12 protein-coding genes are annotated in these 17,311 nt (G+C 38.9%); 5 read left to right on the forward strand and 7 right to left on the reverse strand.

The features are described 5' to 3' along the window. Positions 1 to 76 precede the first annotated feature (76 nt). From AC1M86_RS13030 to AC1M86_RS13040, 3 genes are all read left to right on the forward strand, one after another. The gene (locus AC1M86_RS13030; protein ID WP_481608138.1) at positions 77 to 694 is read left to right on the forward strand and encodes a TetR/AcrR family transcriptional regulator; all 618 of its coding nucleotides are present in this window, start codon (positions 77 to 79) and stop codon (positions 692 to 694) included. A gap of 116 nt (positions 695 to 810) precedes the next feature. Next, positions 811 to 3,501 carry a phosphoenolpyruvate carboxylase gene (gene ppc / locus AC1M86_RS13035; protein ID WP_481608139.1) on the forward strand — a complete coding sequence of 897 codons (2,691 nt, stop codon included), beginning with the start codon at positions 811 to 813 and terminating at the stop codon, positions 3,499 to 3,501. A 303-nt stretch (positions 3,502 to 3,804) separates the two neighbouring features. Continuing rightward, a complete protein-coding gene (locus tag AC1M86_RS13040; protein WP_481587755.1) occupies positions 3,805 to 5,100 on the forward strand; it encodes a solute carrier family 23 protein in 1,296 nt (431 codons plus the stop codon). A 56-nt stretch (positions 5,101 to 5,156) separates the two neighbouring features. Here the strand turns inward: AC1M86_RS13040 and AC1M86_RS13045 are convergent, their stop codons facing one another. The 4 genes from AC1M86_RS13045 to ilvD all read right to left on the reverse strand — a co-directional run bounded on the left by AC1M86_RS13045 (position 5,157) and on the right by ilvD (position 10,722). Further along, positions 5,157 to 6,860, reverse strand: coding sequence for a putative bifunctional diguanylate cyclase/phosphodiesterase (locus AC1M86_RS13045; protein ID WP_481608140.1), 1,704 nt, complete (start codon positions 6,858 to 6,860; stop codon positions 5,157 to 5,159). Between the two features lie 171 nt (positions 6,861 to 7,031). Continuing rightward, positions 7,032 to 7,319 (reverse strand): chorismate mutase, encoded by a 288-nt coding sequence (locus AC1M86_RS13050; protein ID WP_035270424.1) that lies wholly within the window; start codon positions 7,317 to 7,319, stop codon positions 7,032 to 7,034. After that, a complete protein-coding gene (locus AC1M86_RS13055) occupies positions 7,312 to 8,634 on the reverse strand; it encodes a hypothetical protein (protein WP_481608141.1) in 1,323 nt (440 codons plus the stop codon). The genes AC1M86_RS13050 and AC1M86_RS13055 overlap by 8 nt, the downstream gene beginning before the upstream one ends. Positions 8,635 to 8,892: 258 nt before the next feature. Then, positions 8,893 to 10,722: a dihydroxy-acid dehydratase gene (ilvD, locus tag AC1M86_RS13060; RefSeq protein WP_081403313.1), complete on the reverse strand. Its 1,830-nt coding sequence runs from the start codon at positions 10,720 to 10,722 to the stop codon at positions 8,893 to 8,895. 381 nt (positions 10,723 to 11,103) lie between these two features. Between ilvD and fmt the strand changes: the two genes are divergently transcribed. Both fmt and rsmB read left to right on the forward strand, forming a co-directional pair. Next, positions 11,104 to 12,066, forward strand: a complete 963-nt coding sequence (gene fmt, locus AC1M86_RS13065) for a methionyl-tRNA formyltransferase (RefSeq protein WP_481587758.1) — start codon at positions 11,104 to 11,106, stop codon at positions 12,064 to 12,066. Further along, positions 12,063 to 13,358 carry a 16S rRNA (cytosine(967)-C(5))-methyltransferase RsmB gene (gene rsmB / locus AC1M86_RS13070; RefSeq protein WP_481587759.1) on the forward strand — a complete coding sequence of 432 codons (1,296 nt, stop codon included), beginning with the start codon at positions 12,063 to 12,065 and terminating at the stop codon, positions 13,356 to 13,358. The genes fmt and rsmB overlap by 4 nt, the downstream gene beginning before the upstream one ends. Positions 13,359 to 13,451: 93 nt before the next feature. Here rsmB and AC1M86_RS13075 read toward each other — a convergent pair whose 3' ends face one another. The 3 genes from AC1M86_RS13075 to AC1M86_RS13085 form a co-directional block, all read right to left on the reverse strand. Further along, positions 13,452 to 13,562, reverse strand: a complete 111-nt coding sequence (locus AC1M86_RS13075) for a methionine/alanine import family NSS transporter small subunit (protein WP_081403317.1) — start codon at positions 13,560 to 13,562, stop codon at positions 13,452 to 13,454. Position 13,563: 1 nt separating this feature from the next. Continuing rightward, positions 13,564 to 15,048 carry a sodium-dependent transporter gene (locus AC1M86_RS13080; protein ID WP_481587760.1) on the reverse strand — a complete coding sequence of 495 codons (1,485 nt, stop codon included), beginning with the start codon at positions 15,046 to 15,048 and terminating at the stop codon, positions 13,564 to 13,566. Between the two features lie 371 nt (positions 15,049 to 15,419). Further along, positions 15,420 to 16,871 carry an aldehyde dehydrogenase family protein gene (locus tag AC1M86_RS13085; RefSeq protein ID WP_481597697.1) on the reverse strand — a complete coding sequence of 484 codons (1,452 nt, stop codon included), beginning with the start codon at positions 16,869 to 16,871 and terminating at the stop codon, positions 15,420 to 15,422. Positions 16,872 to 17,311 lie beyond the last annotated feature (440 nt).

The raw sequence follows: 17,311 nt of genomic DNA on the forward strand, positions 1-17,311 counted from the left end.
TTAATATACCGCATGGTACAGTAATTAAAAATCATTTTTCAAGGTATGACCTAAACTGTTTTTTTTGGATTTTTTTGTGCAAATGAATATTGGACGTCCTAAGGATTTAGTTAAAAAGAAACAAATATTAGAGGCAGCTAAACGTTTGTTTCTAAAACAGGGCTTTCATGGTTCAAGCATGAATCAAATTGCCAAAGAAGCTGGCGTGACTAAACTGACGGTGTATAACCATTTTCAAGATAAAGAATCGTTATTTACCTATGCAATTGCAGAAACGTGCGAAGAATCAATCAATGCTCGGCGAATCCAATTACACCCTGAATCCAATTTTTTAGAAGACTTCTATCAGGTATGTAGTTTAGCGCTGCAAATTGTCAATCTTCCTGAAGCCATTAAGCTTGAGCATTTATTATTAGAATTGGCAGCAGAACAAAATCCTTTGGCTGAACCTTTTTATAATGCATCTCATAAGCGGTTATTTGTGGTTTGGACTGATTTTTTTGCTCAAGCGATTGAGTACGGATTTATCCAGAAAGATGATGCTGAAAAGCAAACACATTTGCTCCTTTCTTTACTCTTAGGGCATCGACATCATGAAGTATTGTTAGGTGTTCGTCAGGTTCCCAGTGAAGCAGAATGTGATGAAATTATTCATCAAGCCATCGAATTATTTATGCTGAAATACAAAAAATAGCTCTCTCCATTCTTAAATGGCGTATTTTTCACCTAATTTTCTTTAAATTATTTTGCAATCGCTTGGCATGTCATGAATAAGCGGTATAGTCAAAAGAACAAGAAAAGGAGAAAAAAATGATTCAACAAATTGATGCTCCATTACGTGAAGACGTACGCTTACTCGGTAATCTTTTAGGAGAGACTTTAAAAGAACAAGCTGGACAAGATTTGTTTAATCAAGTTGAACAAATTCGTGCACTCGCGAAAGGTGCACGTGATGGTGATAGCGAAGCTGAAAAACAATTAGAAAGTTTATTTTTAAGTTTAAAAGATGATGAGATTCTTCCACTGACACGCGCTTTTTCACATTTTCTGAACTTTGCCAATATTGCAGAACAATATCATGTGGTACGTAGCCGTCGCCAAAATGAGTTTGATAAAAACGGCGCTGCAGCGAATGTCCTTATTCCCCTTTTTGAAAAATTTCAACAACAGCTGATTTCAGCGGAAACCCTTTATCAACAAATTTGTGAGCTAAATATTGAGCTTGTACTCACCGCACATCCTACGGAAGTTAGTCGTCGCACCTTGATCCAAAAATATGATGGGATCAACGAGTGTTTATCTAAGTTTGATCAGCAAAAGCTGACCCCCAAACAGCGCGCTCAAGTTCTTTCTGAATTAAAACAATTGGTTTGTTCAGCATGGCAAACCGATGAAATTCGCCAACATCGTCCAACCCCAATTGATGAAGCAAAATGGGGTTTTACTACCATTGAGCAAACTTTATGGAACGCTATTCCTAAGTTTGTCCGTGAATTGAATCAATTGGTTCAAGAGCATTGTTCTCAAGCTTTACCTTTAGATATTGCACCTGTGCGGTTTGCATCTTGGATGGGTGGTGACCGAGATGGAAACCCAAATGTCACACACAAAGTGACTCAAGAAGTTTTATGGTTATCTCGATGGAAAGCCGCGGATCTCTACCTCCGAGATATTGAAGATTTACGTTGGGAGCTTTCTGTTCAGGCGTGCAGTGATGAACTAAAGACTGCCTTAGGTCAGCCTCATCCAGAGCCTTATCGTGAATATTTAAGAACAACACGTGAACGCTTAAAAATTACAAGAGAATGGCTCACTGCAAAATTACAAGGTCAACATTCTGATGTGGATCGTAGCCAGATTATTCATCACAAAGATGAGTTATTGCAGCCATTATTGTTATGTTATCGCTCATTAGTCGATTCAAACCTTTCCGGTATCGCTCAAGGAAAGTTACTCGATTTTATTTATCGCGTGAATTGTTTCGGTATTGAGTTATTAAAACTAGATATTCGCCAAGAGTCAGGTCGTCATCGTCAAGCAATTTCAGCGATTACTGAGTATCTTGGACTTGGCAATTTTGAGACATGGACTGAACAAGCCCGTCAAAACTTCTTATTACAAGAACTGCAAAGCAAACGCCCTTTACTTCCTAAACATCTTAATGAATCTGCTCAAAGTCTTATTGAGCATCCTGATGTTCAAGAAGTATTCGCTACCATGCGAACTTTGGCAGAACAACCTGCTGAAAGTCTAGGTGCTTATATTATTTCAATGGCGGAATATCCAAGTGACGTTTTGGCGGTTCTATTACTCCAAAAAGAAGCAGGTATTAAGCAACCTCTGCGTGTAGTTCCATTATTTGAAACGTTAAAAGATTTAGATGGCGCAGCTTCGACCATGAATACTTTATTCAGTATGCATTGGTACAAACAACATATTCAAAACAAGCACGAGGTCATGATTGGTTACTCTGACTCAGCAAAAGATGCAGGTTTCATGTCTGCGAATTGGGCTCAGTACCGTGCACAAGAAGAGTTAACAGCTATTGCCAAACAACATGGTATACAACTCACTTTGTTCCATGGTCGTGGTGGCTCAATTAGTCGTGGTGGTGCTCCAACCCAACAAGCACTATTTTCACAACCACCTGGCTCAATCTCAGGTGCAATCCGTGTGACCGAACAAGGCGAAATGATCCGATTCAAATTTGGATTAGAAGAAATCGCACTGCAAAATTTAGAAATTTATACCGCAGCTACCCTAGAAGCGACTTTACTCCCACCACCAGAACCCAAGGCAGCATGGCGCGATTTGATGCACAAGATGACGGAACTCTCTGTGAATGTTTACCGTCAAACAGTCCGCGAAAACCCTCATTTTGTCCAATACTTAAGAACCGTGACACCAGAGCTTGAATTACAGATGCTACCTTTGGGTTCAAGACCAGCGAAACGAAAAATCAGCGGTGGTATTGAATCCTTACGTGCAATTCCATGGGTATTTGCATGGACTCAAATTCGATTAATGCTTCCAGCATGGTTAGGTACTGGTGCAGCCATCAATCAAGTCATTTCAGAAGGTCACAAAGCTGAGCTAGATGAAATGTTAGAACAATGGCCTTATTTCCAAACTTTAATTGATATGTTGGAGATGGTGCTATCTAAATCAGATAGCAATGTCGCATTGTATTATGAATCTCATCTCACCCAAGATGAAAATCTTAAAGTATTGGGTGCGGAACTACGCCAACGCTTACATGACGCAGTACAAACTTTATTGGCAATGAAAGGTGAATCTAAATTACTCAGTTCTAATGAGGTTCTTGATCAAGCCATGAAGATTCGTAAACCCTATCTTCTTCCATTACACCTGTTACAAGCAGAACTCATGAAAAGACGTCGCGAATATTTAGCTGAACGAACTGTCGAACAAACTGAGGTTGACCATGCATTAATGGTAAGTATCGCAGGTATTGCTGCTGGATTACGTAATACGGGTTGATTTCACGACTGTCTATGCTCAAGTACCTTTATGGGCTTGAGCAATTTAGAGACTTTATTCTAATTTTCAGTAATGACAACAAAGCACCTATAAATTTTTTACTCAATATGGATATAGATTTTTTTGATATAGCTGAATTGCAATAGGCTGATTTTACTTTATTTTTAAAACATATTTTTTTTACCAATGGGTAAAAATTCAATAAAAGTCAGACTATTAGTTTTAATAATTTTTCAAGAAACAGATGATTTCTCGTAAAACAGGCGTATGATGTGCACAATTTAACTATTGAGTGCTCACTTTATGACCAGTTGGTTTCCTAAATGGCGTCCCTTCACGGATGATATTGATACGCGTCCTGTTGGCACGACCGAATATTTACCTCCTGCGCAAAGTGTAGTTCTTGGCATTCAACATGCTTTTGCCATGTTTGGTGCGACAGTTTTAGCACCATTATTAATGGGTTTTGATCCTAATCTTGCTATATTAATGTCAGGTATTTGTACCCTGTTATTTTTCCTCATCACTGGCGGTCGAGTGCCCAGTTATTTAGGCTCAAGCTTTGCTTTTATTGGTGTAGTCATCACGGCAACGGGCTATGCCGGTGCTGGAGCAAATGCGAATATTGCATTAGCTGCTGGGGGAATTATTGCCTGTGGTGTACTTTATGCCTTAATTGGTTTTCTGGTGATGGCAACAGGTACTCGATGGATTGAAAAGCTCATGCCTCCTGTCGTAACAGGTTCTGTGGTCATGATCATCGGTCTGCATCTTGCACCGGTAACGGTAAAAAGTGTCGCGGGTAATCCATTTAATATGTGGATGGCATTGATTACTGTCATGTGTATGGCTTCAATTGCAGTATTCACCAAAGGGATGCTACAACGCCTACTTTTACTTGTAGGTTTGGTGCTGTCTTATATCGTATATTTTGTTATTACGAATATCATGGGTTACGGTACTCCAATTAACTTCGCGCCGATTACACAAGCTGCATGGTTTGGTCTTCCTAACTTTCATGCTCCTGAGTTCAGTACGAACGCGATGCTCATCATTGCTCCTGTAGCTTTGATTTTAGTGGCTGAAAACTTAGGTCACATCAAAGCTGTCTCTGCCATGACTGGTGAAAATCTAGACTCACATATTGGAAAAGCGTTTGTAGCCGATGGTGTTGCAACATCATTAGCCGGTGGTGTAGGTGCTCCAGGCATGACCACTTATGGTGAAAATATTGGCGTGATGGCTGTGACACGTGTCTATTCCACGATTATTTTTGCCATCGCAGGTGTATTCGCAATTTTCCTTGGCTTATCACCAAAATTTGGTGCAATTATTCAAACCATTCCAACTGCGATTCTTGCCGGTGCATCAATTGTGGTGTTTGGTTTAATTACCATCGCTGGTGCTAAAATTTGGATCGAACATCGTGTCGATTTCTCTAAAAATAAAAACCTCATGATTGCTGCGATCACGCTGATCTTAGGTACTGGTGACTTTGCGCTTCAATTTGGTAGCTTCAATTTAGGTGGTATTGGAACGGCTACCTTTGCTGCATTATTCCTGAATTGGTTCTTTAGCTTAGGTGGAAAGTCTAACTAAAAATCTATCGCATATAAAAAAAGAGAGCTTAATGCTCTCTTTTTTAATTTTTTATTCTAATTAAGTATTTTAAGATTTTTTTCAATCGGTTGAGGTCGACCAAAATAATAGCCTTGAAACGTATTACAGCCATTTTCTTTCAGAACTTGGAACTGCTCTTCAGTTTCTACACCCTCTGCCACCACATTCAGATCGAGAATCTGTGCTAAATCAATAATCGTTTTCACAATAGCAATATCGCGTGGATTACCGACAATATTTTCTACAAATGAACGATCAATTTTGAGTTGATCCAGTGGAAGCATTTTGAGGTAATTCAATGAAGAATATCCTGTTCCAAAATCATCCATAGAGAATCTTAATCCACGCTCGATGAGCTTTTTCATTTTCTCAATTGAGTTATGCATATCGGTATAGAACATACTTTCAGTGAGTTCTAAACGTAATAATGTTGGATCAATTCCTGCTTCATCAATAATCCGAAGCACATTTTTATCAAAGTCAGTCTTACGGAATTGTTCGACACTAATATTGACTGAAATCGTCCAGTTTGAAGATTCTGGGTATTGGCTCCAATCTTTTAACTGTTGGCATGCTAATACTAATACACGATTACCAACATCATGTATGAGATCAGTTTTCTCCACTTCTTCAATAAATCGACCTGGTAAAATCAAACCGTGTTCAGGATGACTCCAACGTAGCAAGGCCTCATACCCAATCACTTCCTCTTCACGATTTACTAAAATCTGATAATAAAGTTGGAACTCATCTCGTAATAAAGCTAATCTTAAATCATTTAATAAAGCAGCTTTAGCAATAACACTTTGTTCCATTTCAGGATCAAAAACACATATGCAGTTTTTACCATTTTCTTTAGCTTGATACAGCGCCATGTCGGCGTACTTAAGCAACTCATTTTTTGGCAATTTTGAATTACGGAAAATAAAAATTCCGATACTAGAGCTAGTATGGATTTTATTATCCTTTAATACGAAAGGCTCATTTAATGCAGCACGAACTTTATCAGCGATTTGCATCACTGCTTGATTAGCAATCGTTTCATCTGGATTTAAATCTGAAAGAATAATTAAAAACTCGTCTCCACCAAGACGGACAATTGCATTCTGCTGTGCCACACACTCCATAAGACGCACCGAGACCATTTTGAGTAGGTCATCTCCACGATCGTGTCCTAACGTGTCATTAATATTTTTGAAGTTATCCAAATCCAACATCATGAGTGCACTATGTGTACCATTTTGTTTACATGATTCAATCACCGCCAACATGCGTTCTTGCATAAAACGGCGGTTAGGCAATCCCGTTAATTCATCATGTAATGCCATATAACGTGCATGGTCTTCGGAATTTTTTAGCTGTGTGATATCAGTTCGAATGGAGATATAGTTTTGTAAAACGCCATTATTATCTTTAAGCGGCACAATCGTGGTTTCAACCCAATATAAAGAACCATTTTTAGCTCGGTTACAAATTTCGCCTTTCCAAATTTCTCCACTCGAAATGGCTTTCCACATATATTTAAAAAAACTTCTCGGGTGATAGCCTGAATTAATAATTTTATGTGTTGATCCGACCAGTTCTTCATAAGAATACTGTGAGATATTACAAAACTTCTCATTGACATGAGTAATGACGCCACGTGCATCTGTTATGGCTACAATTGAATGTGCATCAATGGCTACTTTATAGTTTTCAAGATCCTTGACTATTTTTTCTAATTGTAACTGGGTATCCATAGCGCCTTCGACCGTCAGTCTAAAAAGTGATGTATCCAAATGTTAACTTAATATTATTTTTTGTAACACTAAGCTTTGTTGAACTAGTTCACAAATCGGCTATATATTTTGTAAATTTCAATGAATAAAAGAGGAAACTAAGTTCCTCATTCTTATTAACAATTCCGACTGTTATGGTCGTATTTCTTTTAACTCTCTTTGAATAAAGTGTTGAATCATCTCTCGATATATTTTTTCCATCAGTAATGGATCCACACCATTCTTTGTAGCCAATTCACGTATTTTTTCAATCACTATTTCAACACGTTCAGGTGACTGTACATCTTGTATAGTTCTTTTAAAACGAACTGCCTGATCTACATAATATTGGCGTAAACCAATTAATTCTGTTATGGCTTGATCAATTGAATCTATTTGTGCTCGAGCTTGCTGAAGGGTTTCGCATTTTTCTTTATTGATTTTCAATTGATTCGGTATCCCTGTGTTCAGATTCATTTTCACTTTTGTACTTTTGTTCTAACACATTACTGAAAATACTTTCAATCATCCATACACGATATAAGCTATTAAACACATAACTCTTTCCATCGATACGAAGCTCAAGCACTGGTAAATCAGGTTGTGATTTTATCTCACAGAGTAATTGATTTTCTTCCAGCTTTTGACTGATCGACTCTTCAGTGAGCGTCGTGATATTCAAGCTCTGTTTTAAGGCTTGAATATGAGGTCGATACGATAGATCTTTACCTTTACTCCATACAGCCTGCAAGATTTCATACATTGCATCAAGACGTTGATCCTCAGGCACACTGTAAAACAATCGTGCTATTTCATATGTCGCCTGCTGAGTCGGTCGGCAAAACGGCGTAAATTTTACTTCTGTTCGTTTAGATAAACGCGTTGCCAAACTCCAATCAAATAAATCTCGTCCCTGATATTGCAATGGATAAACGGTAAGTTGGATATCGTAATAATCGGCAAGTTCCTCTTTAATATAAGCTAATAATAACCAAGAGATCGGATCTTCTAATGCAATATAGAGGTCTAACTCAGGATTCATCGCCTGAATCTCAGATAATTCTTCAGCATCATTCATTAGGTGTTCCCGCCACTCAATATGATTGATGAGAAAAATAGGATTACCGGTCAAGAGTCTTTGTTGTTTTAAACGGCGGGTCAATCTTAATAAATCATCTACCGCATGATACCGACGATTACCGAGCTCAAAAAAACTTGCTAAAACTGGCGTGTGATCAAAAGTTCGCTCAGCGATTTGTTGTTCTTTTCGATGTCGACTAGCCATGACATACAAAGTACGTAATTTTCCATACTGCTGTTGCCACAACATATGGAAGACATCTTCCAATAAATAGAGAAAATTTTCACCTGTTAATGGGGTATTTCGTAAAATCGTTTCTGCCTGTTGAATCGCTTCAGCACTTGGTATTTCAGGCTTTTCATTATCGAATCCGAAACGATGCTGGTACGCTAAAATTTGGGCATCACGTAGACTGTAATCTTGCCACTCTTCAGGACTCATATCATTTGGAGCTTCAGCAGCAGTATCTGAGATAACAATTTTTAAAGGCTTAATTTCATCTTTTAAAATGTCATTTAATTGTGCCAATTGCTGGACTGCAAGATAACTATACACATCATCTAAACGAAGATAGATCGTTAAACCCTGCTCAGTTGACAAGACCTCTTGACGATTTGGTTTCTGATAAAACCAACTCGATCGTAGCGGATCAAACCAACGGCGTAACAATGACATGAGATGTGCCTCAGATGATTTTACTGGTAAATTATGTGCTCAAAGTATCGAATTCATCGCTTTTTTTAAAACTAAAAAAGTTTGAACGCGAGCAAAACTTATATCAAGACAAAGAGAATTGATCAATATTTATGACCTTTCTATCAAATATTGTCATTAATGTAATTGACGCTTTCAGATGAAATTCAAACTTTTAGTGATTAAAAAAGCATCCCGAAGGATGCTTTTTAATCATGATTGATCTAGTTTATAAGCAGATTAGATATCACGTACCGCACCTTTTGCAGCACTTGTTGCATGCATTGCATACGCTTTCAGTGCTTTAGATACTTTACGTGGACGCTCTTTCGCAGGCTTCCAACCTTTAGCTTCTTGTACTTCACGGCGCGCAGCCAATACATCATCAGCAACTGCTAAGTGAATCGTACGGTTTGGAATATCAATTTCGATACGGTCGCCATCTTCAACTAAAGCAATTGCACCGCCTTCAGCCGCTTCTGGAGACACGTGACCAATTGAAAGACCTGATGAACCACCCGAGAAACGACCATCAGTCACAAGCGCACAGTCTTTACCTAAGCCTTTTGATTTTAAGTAGCTTGTTGGATACAGCATTTCTTGCATACCCGGACCACCTTGTGGACCTTCGTAACGAATCAGAACCACGTCACCTGCTACGATTTTGCCGCCTAAGATTGCTTCTACTGCATCATCTTGGCTTTCAAATACGCGTGCTGTACCGTTGAATTTCAGAATCGAGTCATCTACACCAGCCGTTTTTACGATACAACCATCAAGTGCGATGTTACCGTAAAGGACTGCTAAACCGCCGTCTTTAGAGAAAGCATGTTCTGCATTACGAATCACGCCATTTTCACGGTCGCCATCAAGACGTGTGTAGTAACGGTCTTGTGAGAATGCTGTTTGTGTTGGTACACCGCCCGGTGCTGATTTATAGAAGTTATATACCTCTTCATTTTCAGTACGAATAATGTCCCACTTATCTAAAGCGTCTTTTAATGTTTTTTCGTGTACGGTTGGTACAGAAGTATCTAACAAACCTGCACGGTCTAGTTCGCCAAGGATCGACATGATACCGCCTGCACGGTGGACATCTTCCATGTGAACATTTTTAACCGCAGGTGCAACTTTACACAGTACAGGCACTTTACGTGATAAACGATCGATATCGTCCATTGTAAAATCAACTTCTGCTTCATGCGCAGCCGCTAATAAGTGAAGTACTGTATTGGTAGAACCACCCATCGCGATATCTAAAGTCATGGCATTTTCATAAGCAGCTTTAGGGGCAATGTTGCGTGGTAATACGCTGTAATCATTTTGTTCGTAATGGCGTTTTGTGATTTCAACAATCAACTGACCCGCACGCTCAAATAGTTTTTTACGGTTGGCATGCGTTGCAAGTGTTGAACCATTACCCGGTAATGATAAACCTAATGCTTCTGTCAAACAATTCATTGAGTTTGCAGTAAACATCCCTGAACATGAACCACAAGTTGGACATGCAGAACGTTCGTATGCTTTTACTTCTTCATCTGTGTAGTTGTCATCTGCAGCAACAATCATGGCATCCACAAGGTCAATCGCTTGTTCACCACCACGAATTTGGACTTTACCAGCTTCCATCGGGCCGCCTGAAACAAACACCACAGGAATGTTTAAGCGCATTGCCGCCATCAACATCCCTGGTGTGATTTTGTCACAGTTCGAGATACACACCATTGCATCTGCACAGTGTGCATTGACCATGTATTCGACTGAGTCAGCAATCAAGTCACGCGATGGTAATGAATACAACATTCCGTCGTGACCCATTGCAATACCGTCGTCTACTGCGATTGTATTAAATTCTTTAGCTACACCACCCGCTTGTTCAATCTGACGTGCAACAAGCTGACCTAAGTCTTTAAGATGCACATGACCCGGTACGAATTGTGTGAATGAGTTGACTACTGCAATAATTGGTTTGCCAAAATCTTCGTCTTTCATTCCAGTTGCACGCCATAAGCCACGTGCACCCGCCATATTTCTTCCGTGTGTTGATGTTTTCGAACGATAGTCAGGCATTTTTATTTCCAACTTAAGCTGAGCTCGATGAATATGTATTCAATCTGGCTAAATGATACTGAAATATAAGGCTAAATCAGTTGAACCTTACTTCTATTATGACAGCTTTCTGATTAACAGTTAACCATTGCTTGCAATTGTTCGTATAGGTCTGATTTGCCCTCAACGATCTAAATCGATGTAAGAGATGTGATCTACTATAAACCCTTATCTGAAATCGTAATACAAAACTTTCATGAATCTTTTTTTAAAAATACATAAATTTTATTAATCACACCTTAAGCACAAAATGCACATGAAAACGTTTCAAATTACGACCTTATTTGGGCGAAAATCGCTTTTGGCATATAATGTTCTTTATATTGTTTTGGAAGTGTCTGAGTGAAAATCATCTTTGCGGGAACCCCTGAATTTGCAGCGAGTGCATTAGCAGCTTTGCTAAAGACTTCTCATGAAATTGTTGCTGTGTATACGCAGCCAGACCGTAAAGCAGGACGTGGACAAAAACTGACAGCGTCAGCGGTAAAGCAATTGGCGCTTGAGCACAATATTCCTGTTTACCAACCTTTACATTTTAAATCGTCGACTGAGGAAGGTTTGGCTGCTCAAGCTGAACTCAAGTCTTTCAATGCTGATGTGATGGTGGTCGCAGCATACGGTTTAATCTTGCCTCAAGTCGTTTTGGATACACCTAAATACGGCTGCTTGAATATTCATGGTTCCTTATTGCCTCGCTGGCGAGGTGCAGCCCCTATTCAACGTGCTATCGCGACAGGTGATACTGAAACAGGTATTACGATCATGAAAATGGCAGCTGGTCTAGACACTGGTGACATGATGTTTAAAACGATGTGTCCTATTACGGCTGAAGATACTTCCGCAACCTTACATGATAAACTGGCTCAACAAGGGGCTGAAGCCACTCTCGCTGTTTTAGAAAGTGAAGACACTTTAAAGCATTATTTAGATACACGTGAAGTTCAAGATGAATCACTTACAGTGTATGCTCATAAACTGTCGAAGGCTGAAGCTCAAATTAACTGGGCAAATGATGCTGTGACGATTGATCGTAATATCCGTGCTTTCAATCCTTGGCCCGTAGCTTTCACACCTATTGATGAATCCAACAATTTACGCATTTGGAATTCGAAACTTTCTCCACTCACTCCATCAACTCAACAAATCGGTGAAATCATCGCTGTCGATCAGGATGGTGTTCACGTTGTGTGTGGTGATCATCAAGTGATTTGCCTCACTCAACTTCAGTGGCCAGGCGGTAAAGCGCTCAATGCTGCACAAATTCTACAAAGTCAAAAATTGCAGCCAGGACAGATCTTCGCATGAGCCAACAATCTTCTCATTTAAATTTACGCGGACATGTGATTAAAACATTACTGGCCGTTCAGAATGGGCAATCCCTCACCTCTGTTCTTTCCCAACATCTTTCATTGGTTGGTGAGCGTGATCGGGCCTTATTTCATGAATTGACTTTAGGCACTTTACGCCAATGGCATGCACTTAAAGCAATTACTCTCCCTCTTCTGACTAAACCGCTCAACAATGAAACCGTTGAAAGCTGCCTATATTTAGGTTTATATCAACTGCTTTGCACGCGTATTCCAGCACATGCGGCTATCTCAGAAACGGTAACAGCCACCAAACAACTTGGTTTTGAAGCTTTAAGTGGCGTCGTGAATGCGATTCTACGTCGTGTTTCACGTGAAACTGAAGAATTCGGCGAAGCATTAGACCAAGCCCATGGTTTACCTAGTTGGCTATTTAAACGCTTGAAAAAAGATTGGCCAGAGCATCTTCAAATGCTTTCAGCTGAGCTTAAACTGGCTGCGCCTTTGACACTACGTGTAAATGAACGACAAGTAAGCCGTGAGGAATATTTAGATATTCTTGATGAAGAAGGGATTGATGCTCATCCATGTGAATGGTCCGATGTAGGCATTATCTTAGATCAATCCGTGCATATTCCTCACCTCCCTGGCTTTGAAGAAGGTGGTTTTTCTGTTCAGGATGAACATGCTCAACTTTGCGCGACCTTGTTGCCGAATCTTGATGATAAGATCGTAATTGATGCATGTGCGGCTCCAGGTGGAAAAACAGCACATATTTTAGAGTGTTATCGTCCTAAAAAGCTGTATGCGATCGATCACGACACAAAGCGTTTAAGCCGCGTAAGTGAAAACTTAGAGCGTCTTGCACTTAATCAGTATGCTCCAGTGGAAATACTCACTGCTGATGCTACGGTATGGTCTGCACCTGAACAGGCTGACTGTATTATTCTTGATGCACCGTGTTCTGCTATTGGAGTTGTACGACGTCATCCAGATATTCGTTTACTTCGCCAATCTACCGATATTCAACAAACGGTTGAACTTCAAAAACAAATTCTGAATCACATGTGGCTACAACTCAAAGTTGGCGGATCAATGCTTTATATTACCTGCTCGATTTTGAAAGCTGAAAATGAACACCAAATGATTGATTTCTTCAACACGCATGCAGATGCTCAAGAAATCAAATTAAATGTAAATTGGGGAATTGAACAAATCCACGGCCGTCAGTTATTGCCACAACAAGGTCATGGTGATGGATTCTATTATTGTTTAATTCAAAAGATTTAATGCTATTTTTTAAGATAGTTTATTTCTAATTTACCGACATATAAAAAAGCCATGACTCGTGTCATGGCTTTTTTAATATTGATCTGAAGTAGTTTAATCTTCAAGCTCATCTGGGTTTTTTGCCAAATGAATCATGGCTAAAATAAGACCACCCCATAACAGCACTGTTGAGATAATAAGCATCATTAAAGCAGAAGTATTCATCTTATTTCTCCTCAGGTCCATTGTCTTTTAGACGACTAAAAACAACCGCACAGAATACAAAGATTGCAACTACACCGCCACCAATTGGCAATAGAATCTCAATTGGATAACCGCCATAACCTTCAGTAAATATTGACTTCAAGGTCATCAATAGCGCAGCTAACAATGAGATTGGCGTAACTACAGTCAACATGAAGTTCCAACCAGCACCTAGCTTAATACTAGCATATTGATTTACATGCTCTTGAAGTTGCTTTAACAACGGTCGACGGAACCATGACACCAATACGATTGATAATAAGCCACCCGCGACAATACCAATATTATTGGCAAAGTAATCGATAATATCGACAAACGTAATCGCGCTGTGAGTTGAGAACAATAAAGTTGAAACAATTGCTGAACCACCTGCAATAATTGTCACAGCCTTCTTACGAGACCATCCTAACTTGTCTTGGAAACCTGCGATTGGAACTTGAAGAATACTGACCATGGATGTAATCCCTGCAACTGTTAAAGATGCAAAGAACAAGAAGCCAAATAAGTCTCCGCCAGCCCCCATGCTTGAAATGATTTTAGGGAAAGCGATAAAAGCTAAACCAATACCACCAGATACAACATCGTCAACTGAAGCACCCGCACTGTAGGCCATGAAACCTAATGCTGCAAATACCCCAATACCAGCTAAAATTTCAAAAGATGAATTTGCAAGAGCAACGACTAGTCCAGAACCAGTTAAATTCGTTTTTTTCTTCAAATACGAAGCGTAGGTCAACATAATCCCGAAACCAACGGATAACGAGAAAAAGATATGGCCAAATGCAGCTAACCACACTTTATAGTTGCCCATTGCTTCCCAGTTTGGTGTAAAGAATGCATTTAAACCTTGGACAGCACCTGGTAAACGAATAGCTTGAATCACGAGAATCGTAAATAAAACCACCAATAATGGCATAAAGATCTTATTCGACAATTCCACGCCTTTCTTCACCCCACCATACAGGATGAACATAACGATCGCCCAAACGACAACCAAACCTATAAATAAGGTCGGAACAAATCCAAATGCTAAGCCTTCGCCATTCTGAAGATAGGTGGTGAAAAAGAATTTTTCTGTATCACTTCCCCACTGTTGACCAAATGAGTAGAACATATAACTACCCGCCCATGACAATACACTGGCATAGTAAATACCAATAATTAATGTCACAGCGACTTGCCACCAACCCAATGATTCACCATTCATCAACTTCTTGTAAGCTGTAGGTGGGGCCTTACGGTATTTATGTCCAACTGCATAATCTAAAAATAAAAGTGGAAGACCGGCAGCAAAAATTGCAACCAGATAAGGGATTAAAAATGCCCCACCACCATTTTCATATGCGACATAGGGAAAACGCCAAATATTGCCTAAACCTACTGCAGAACCAATAGCTGCAATAATAAAACCTGATCTGGCGCTCCAATTTTCACGTGAAGCTGTCATATAGTACCTAATCCGTAAATGGGTACACGCTTACTGCTATTGTTGATGTTATCTCGCAAGTAATTGCATACCATTAAAATTTTGTTGTTTGAATCAGAAACGGCCTTTTGAGCATTTTTTTCGAATTACAAACCACCCCTTATTTAATATTCTTGGTTAAAGAAAGATGAAATAAAGGATGTTTAATGAATCAACAATAGCGCTTTTAATCAGATTTTTCTGTAATTAATTCAGGAAAAAACTGTGTTTCATCATTTTTTTATTCTTATTGATTAATTTTTAACTCAATATGTTTATTTTTAAATCACAGCGTTAATCTAAACTAAATAATTTAAAAGGAGCGTTATGCTCCTTTTAACATAAATAATAATTTATCCTTGTTTAATCACAAGCAATCGCTCTTCTTGCATATCTCGAATTGCTGATTGAATCCCTTCTCGACCTAGACCCGAATCTTTAACGCCACCATAAGGCATATTATCTACACGGAATGATGGAATATCATTAATGATGACACCACCTACATGTAAATGATTCCACGCATACATCATTTTATTCAGACTTTGTGTATAAACGCCAGCTTGTAGACCAAATCGGCTTTGATTAATTGTAGCAATGCCTTTTTCAAAATCTTTGTACTTCTCTAGAATAGCAACGGGTCCAAAAGCTTCATCTTTATAAATTTCTAAAGACGCATCAACATTTTCTAACAATATTGGATCAAATAAAGCCCCTTTAACCTGACCTTCAACTAAAACTTTGGCACCCTTCTTTACAGCTTTATCAACCCATTTTTTAAGCCTTTTAGCTTCTGCCTCCTTGATCATAGGGCCACATAAGGTCGAGTCTGAATTCGGATCGCTCGCTTTGATTTTTTTTATTTTGGAAATTAATTTCTTCTTTAAATCCGTATAAATATTTTCATGGACTAAAATTCTTTGGACACTAATACAAACTTGACCTGCATGGTTATAAGCTCCCCCAATAAGACGATCAATTAACACATCAGATATTTCAGTATCAGGTTCAATTAAAACAGCAGCATTTCCACCAAGCTCTAAGGTGACTTTTTTTCGACCAGCACGTGCTTTCATATCCCAACCGACTTCATCCGATCCAGTAAAACTGAGTAATTTGAATCGGTCATCGGTTACCAAGATATCTGCCTGTTCGCGAGGACAAGGTAAAACTGAAAATGCACCTTGAGGTAAATCAGTTTCAGCCAACACTTCTGCAATTTTTAGAGCAGAAACTGGTGTAAGTGACGCAGGTTTCAGTACGAAAGGACACCCTGCTGCAATTGCAGGTGCAATTTTATGAGCAGTTAAATTAAGTGGAAAATTAAAAGGACTAATTAATGATATAGCACCAATCGGAACATGTTTAATCATACCTGTGTAACCCTGTGCAGCAGCTGTTACAGCCAATGGCATTAAACGCCCATCGTCGATTTGTGTAACAGCATCAGCAGCAATTTGAAAGGTATTTATAAGACGCTCAACTTCAGCCTGAGCTGCTTTTAATGGCTTTCCACCCTCTGCAATCAAAATTGCAGTTAATTCCTCTCTCATTTCGCTAAAGCGTTTGACACAATGTAATAAAATCTTTTGCTTTTGAAATGGTTCTAATTTTGCCATCGCCTGTTCTGCATCAATTGCAGATTGGATTGCTTTTTCTAAAGTATTTGCATCTGCTAAGGCTACTCGGGCAAATGTTTTTTGGCTAAATTTATCTTTTACTTCAAGCCATTGACCTGTTTGGGATGCTTTAGAGGCAACATAAAGAGAATAATCACACTCAATTTTTTTTTCTGAATTGGTCATCGCGTATCCTTAAATATATTCGGATTTAAAACTTTTAAATTCACTATATCATGACCTCTCAAGCAACTTCTGTTCATGAGTAATTAAGTAATATATTTTTCACTCTTACTTTTTATTATGTAAATGCCTCTATTGCATCTCGCATGCATTTTAATCACTCATTATTTAAAGCATTAAAATACAACCACGACCAATTGATTAGGCGATCATTTTTCTATGTACACAGGTGTACCAATAGAAACTAATCATACTTTATGAATTTGAGCATCAGATGGATAAGAGAGGTTGCTATAACTGTTCAAGACATAAAATTTATCGTTTATATGATTATTTATTTCAATTTATATATATAAAAAAACACCCCCTTCGAATGAAGGAGGTGTTTAGAATAATGAGCTGGCGATGACTTACTCTCACATGGGTAACCCCACACTACCATC

The organism is Acinetobacter sp. ANC_7654 (assembly GCF_056779855.1).

Bases quoted from the DNA above. Each gene is read 5' to 3' on its own strand.
- AC1M86_RS13045 (WP_481608140.1), bottom strand. From the start codon at position 6,860: ATGGATACCCAGTTACAATTAGAAAAAATAGTCAAGGATCTTGAAAAC.
- AC1M86_RS13075 (WP_081403317.1), bottom strand. From the start codon at position 13,562: ATGAATACTTCTGCTTTAATGATGCTTATTATCTCAACAGTGCTGTTA.
- ppc (WP_481608139.1), top strand. From the start codon at position 811: ATGATTCAACAAATTGATGCTCCATTACGTGAAGACGTACGCTTACTC.
- AC1M86_RS13055 (WP_481608141.1), bottom strand. From the start codon at position 8,634: ATGTCATTGTTACGCCGTTGGTTTGATCCGCTACGATCGAGTTGGTTT.
- ilvD (WP_081403313.1), bottom strand. From the start codon at position 10,722: ATGCCTGACTATCGTTCGAAAACATCAACACACGGAAGAAATATGGCG.
- AC1M86_RS13080 (WP_481587760.1), bottom strand. From the start codon at position 15,048: ATGACAGCTTCACGTGAAAATTGGAGCGCCAGATCAGGTTTTATTATT.
- AC1M86_RS13040 (WP_481587755.1), top strand. From the start codon at position 3,805: ATGACCAGTTGGTTTCCTAAATGGCGTCCCTTCACGGATGATATTGAT.
- rsmB (WP_481587759.1), top strand. From the start codon at position 12,063: ATGAGCCAACAATCTTCTCATTTAAATTTACGCGGACATGTGATTAAA.
- AC1M86_RS13085 (WP_481597697.1), bottom strand. From the start codon at position 16,871: ATGACCAATTCAGAAAAAAAAATTGAGTGTGATTATTCTCTTTATGTT.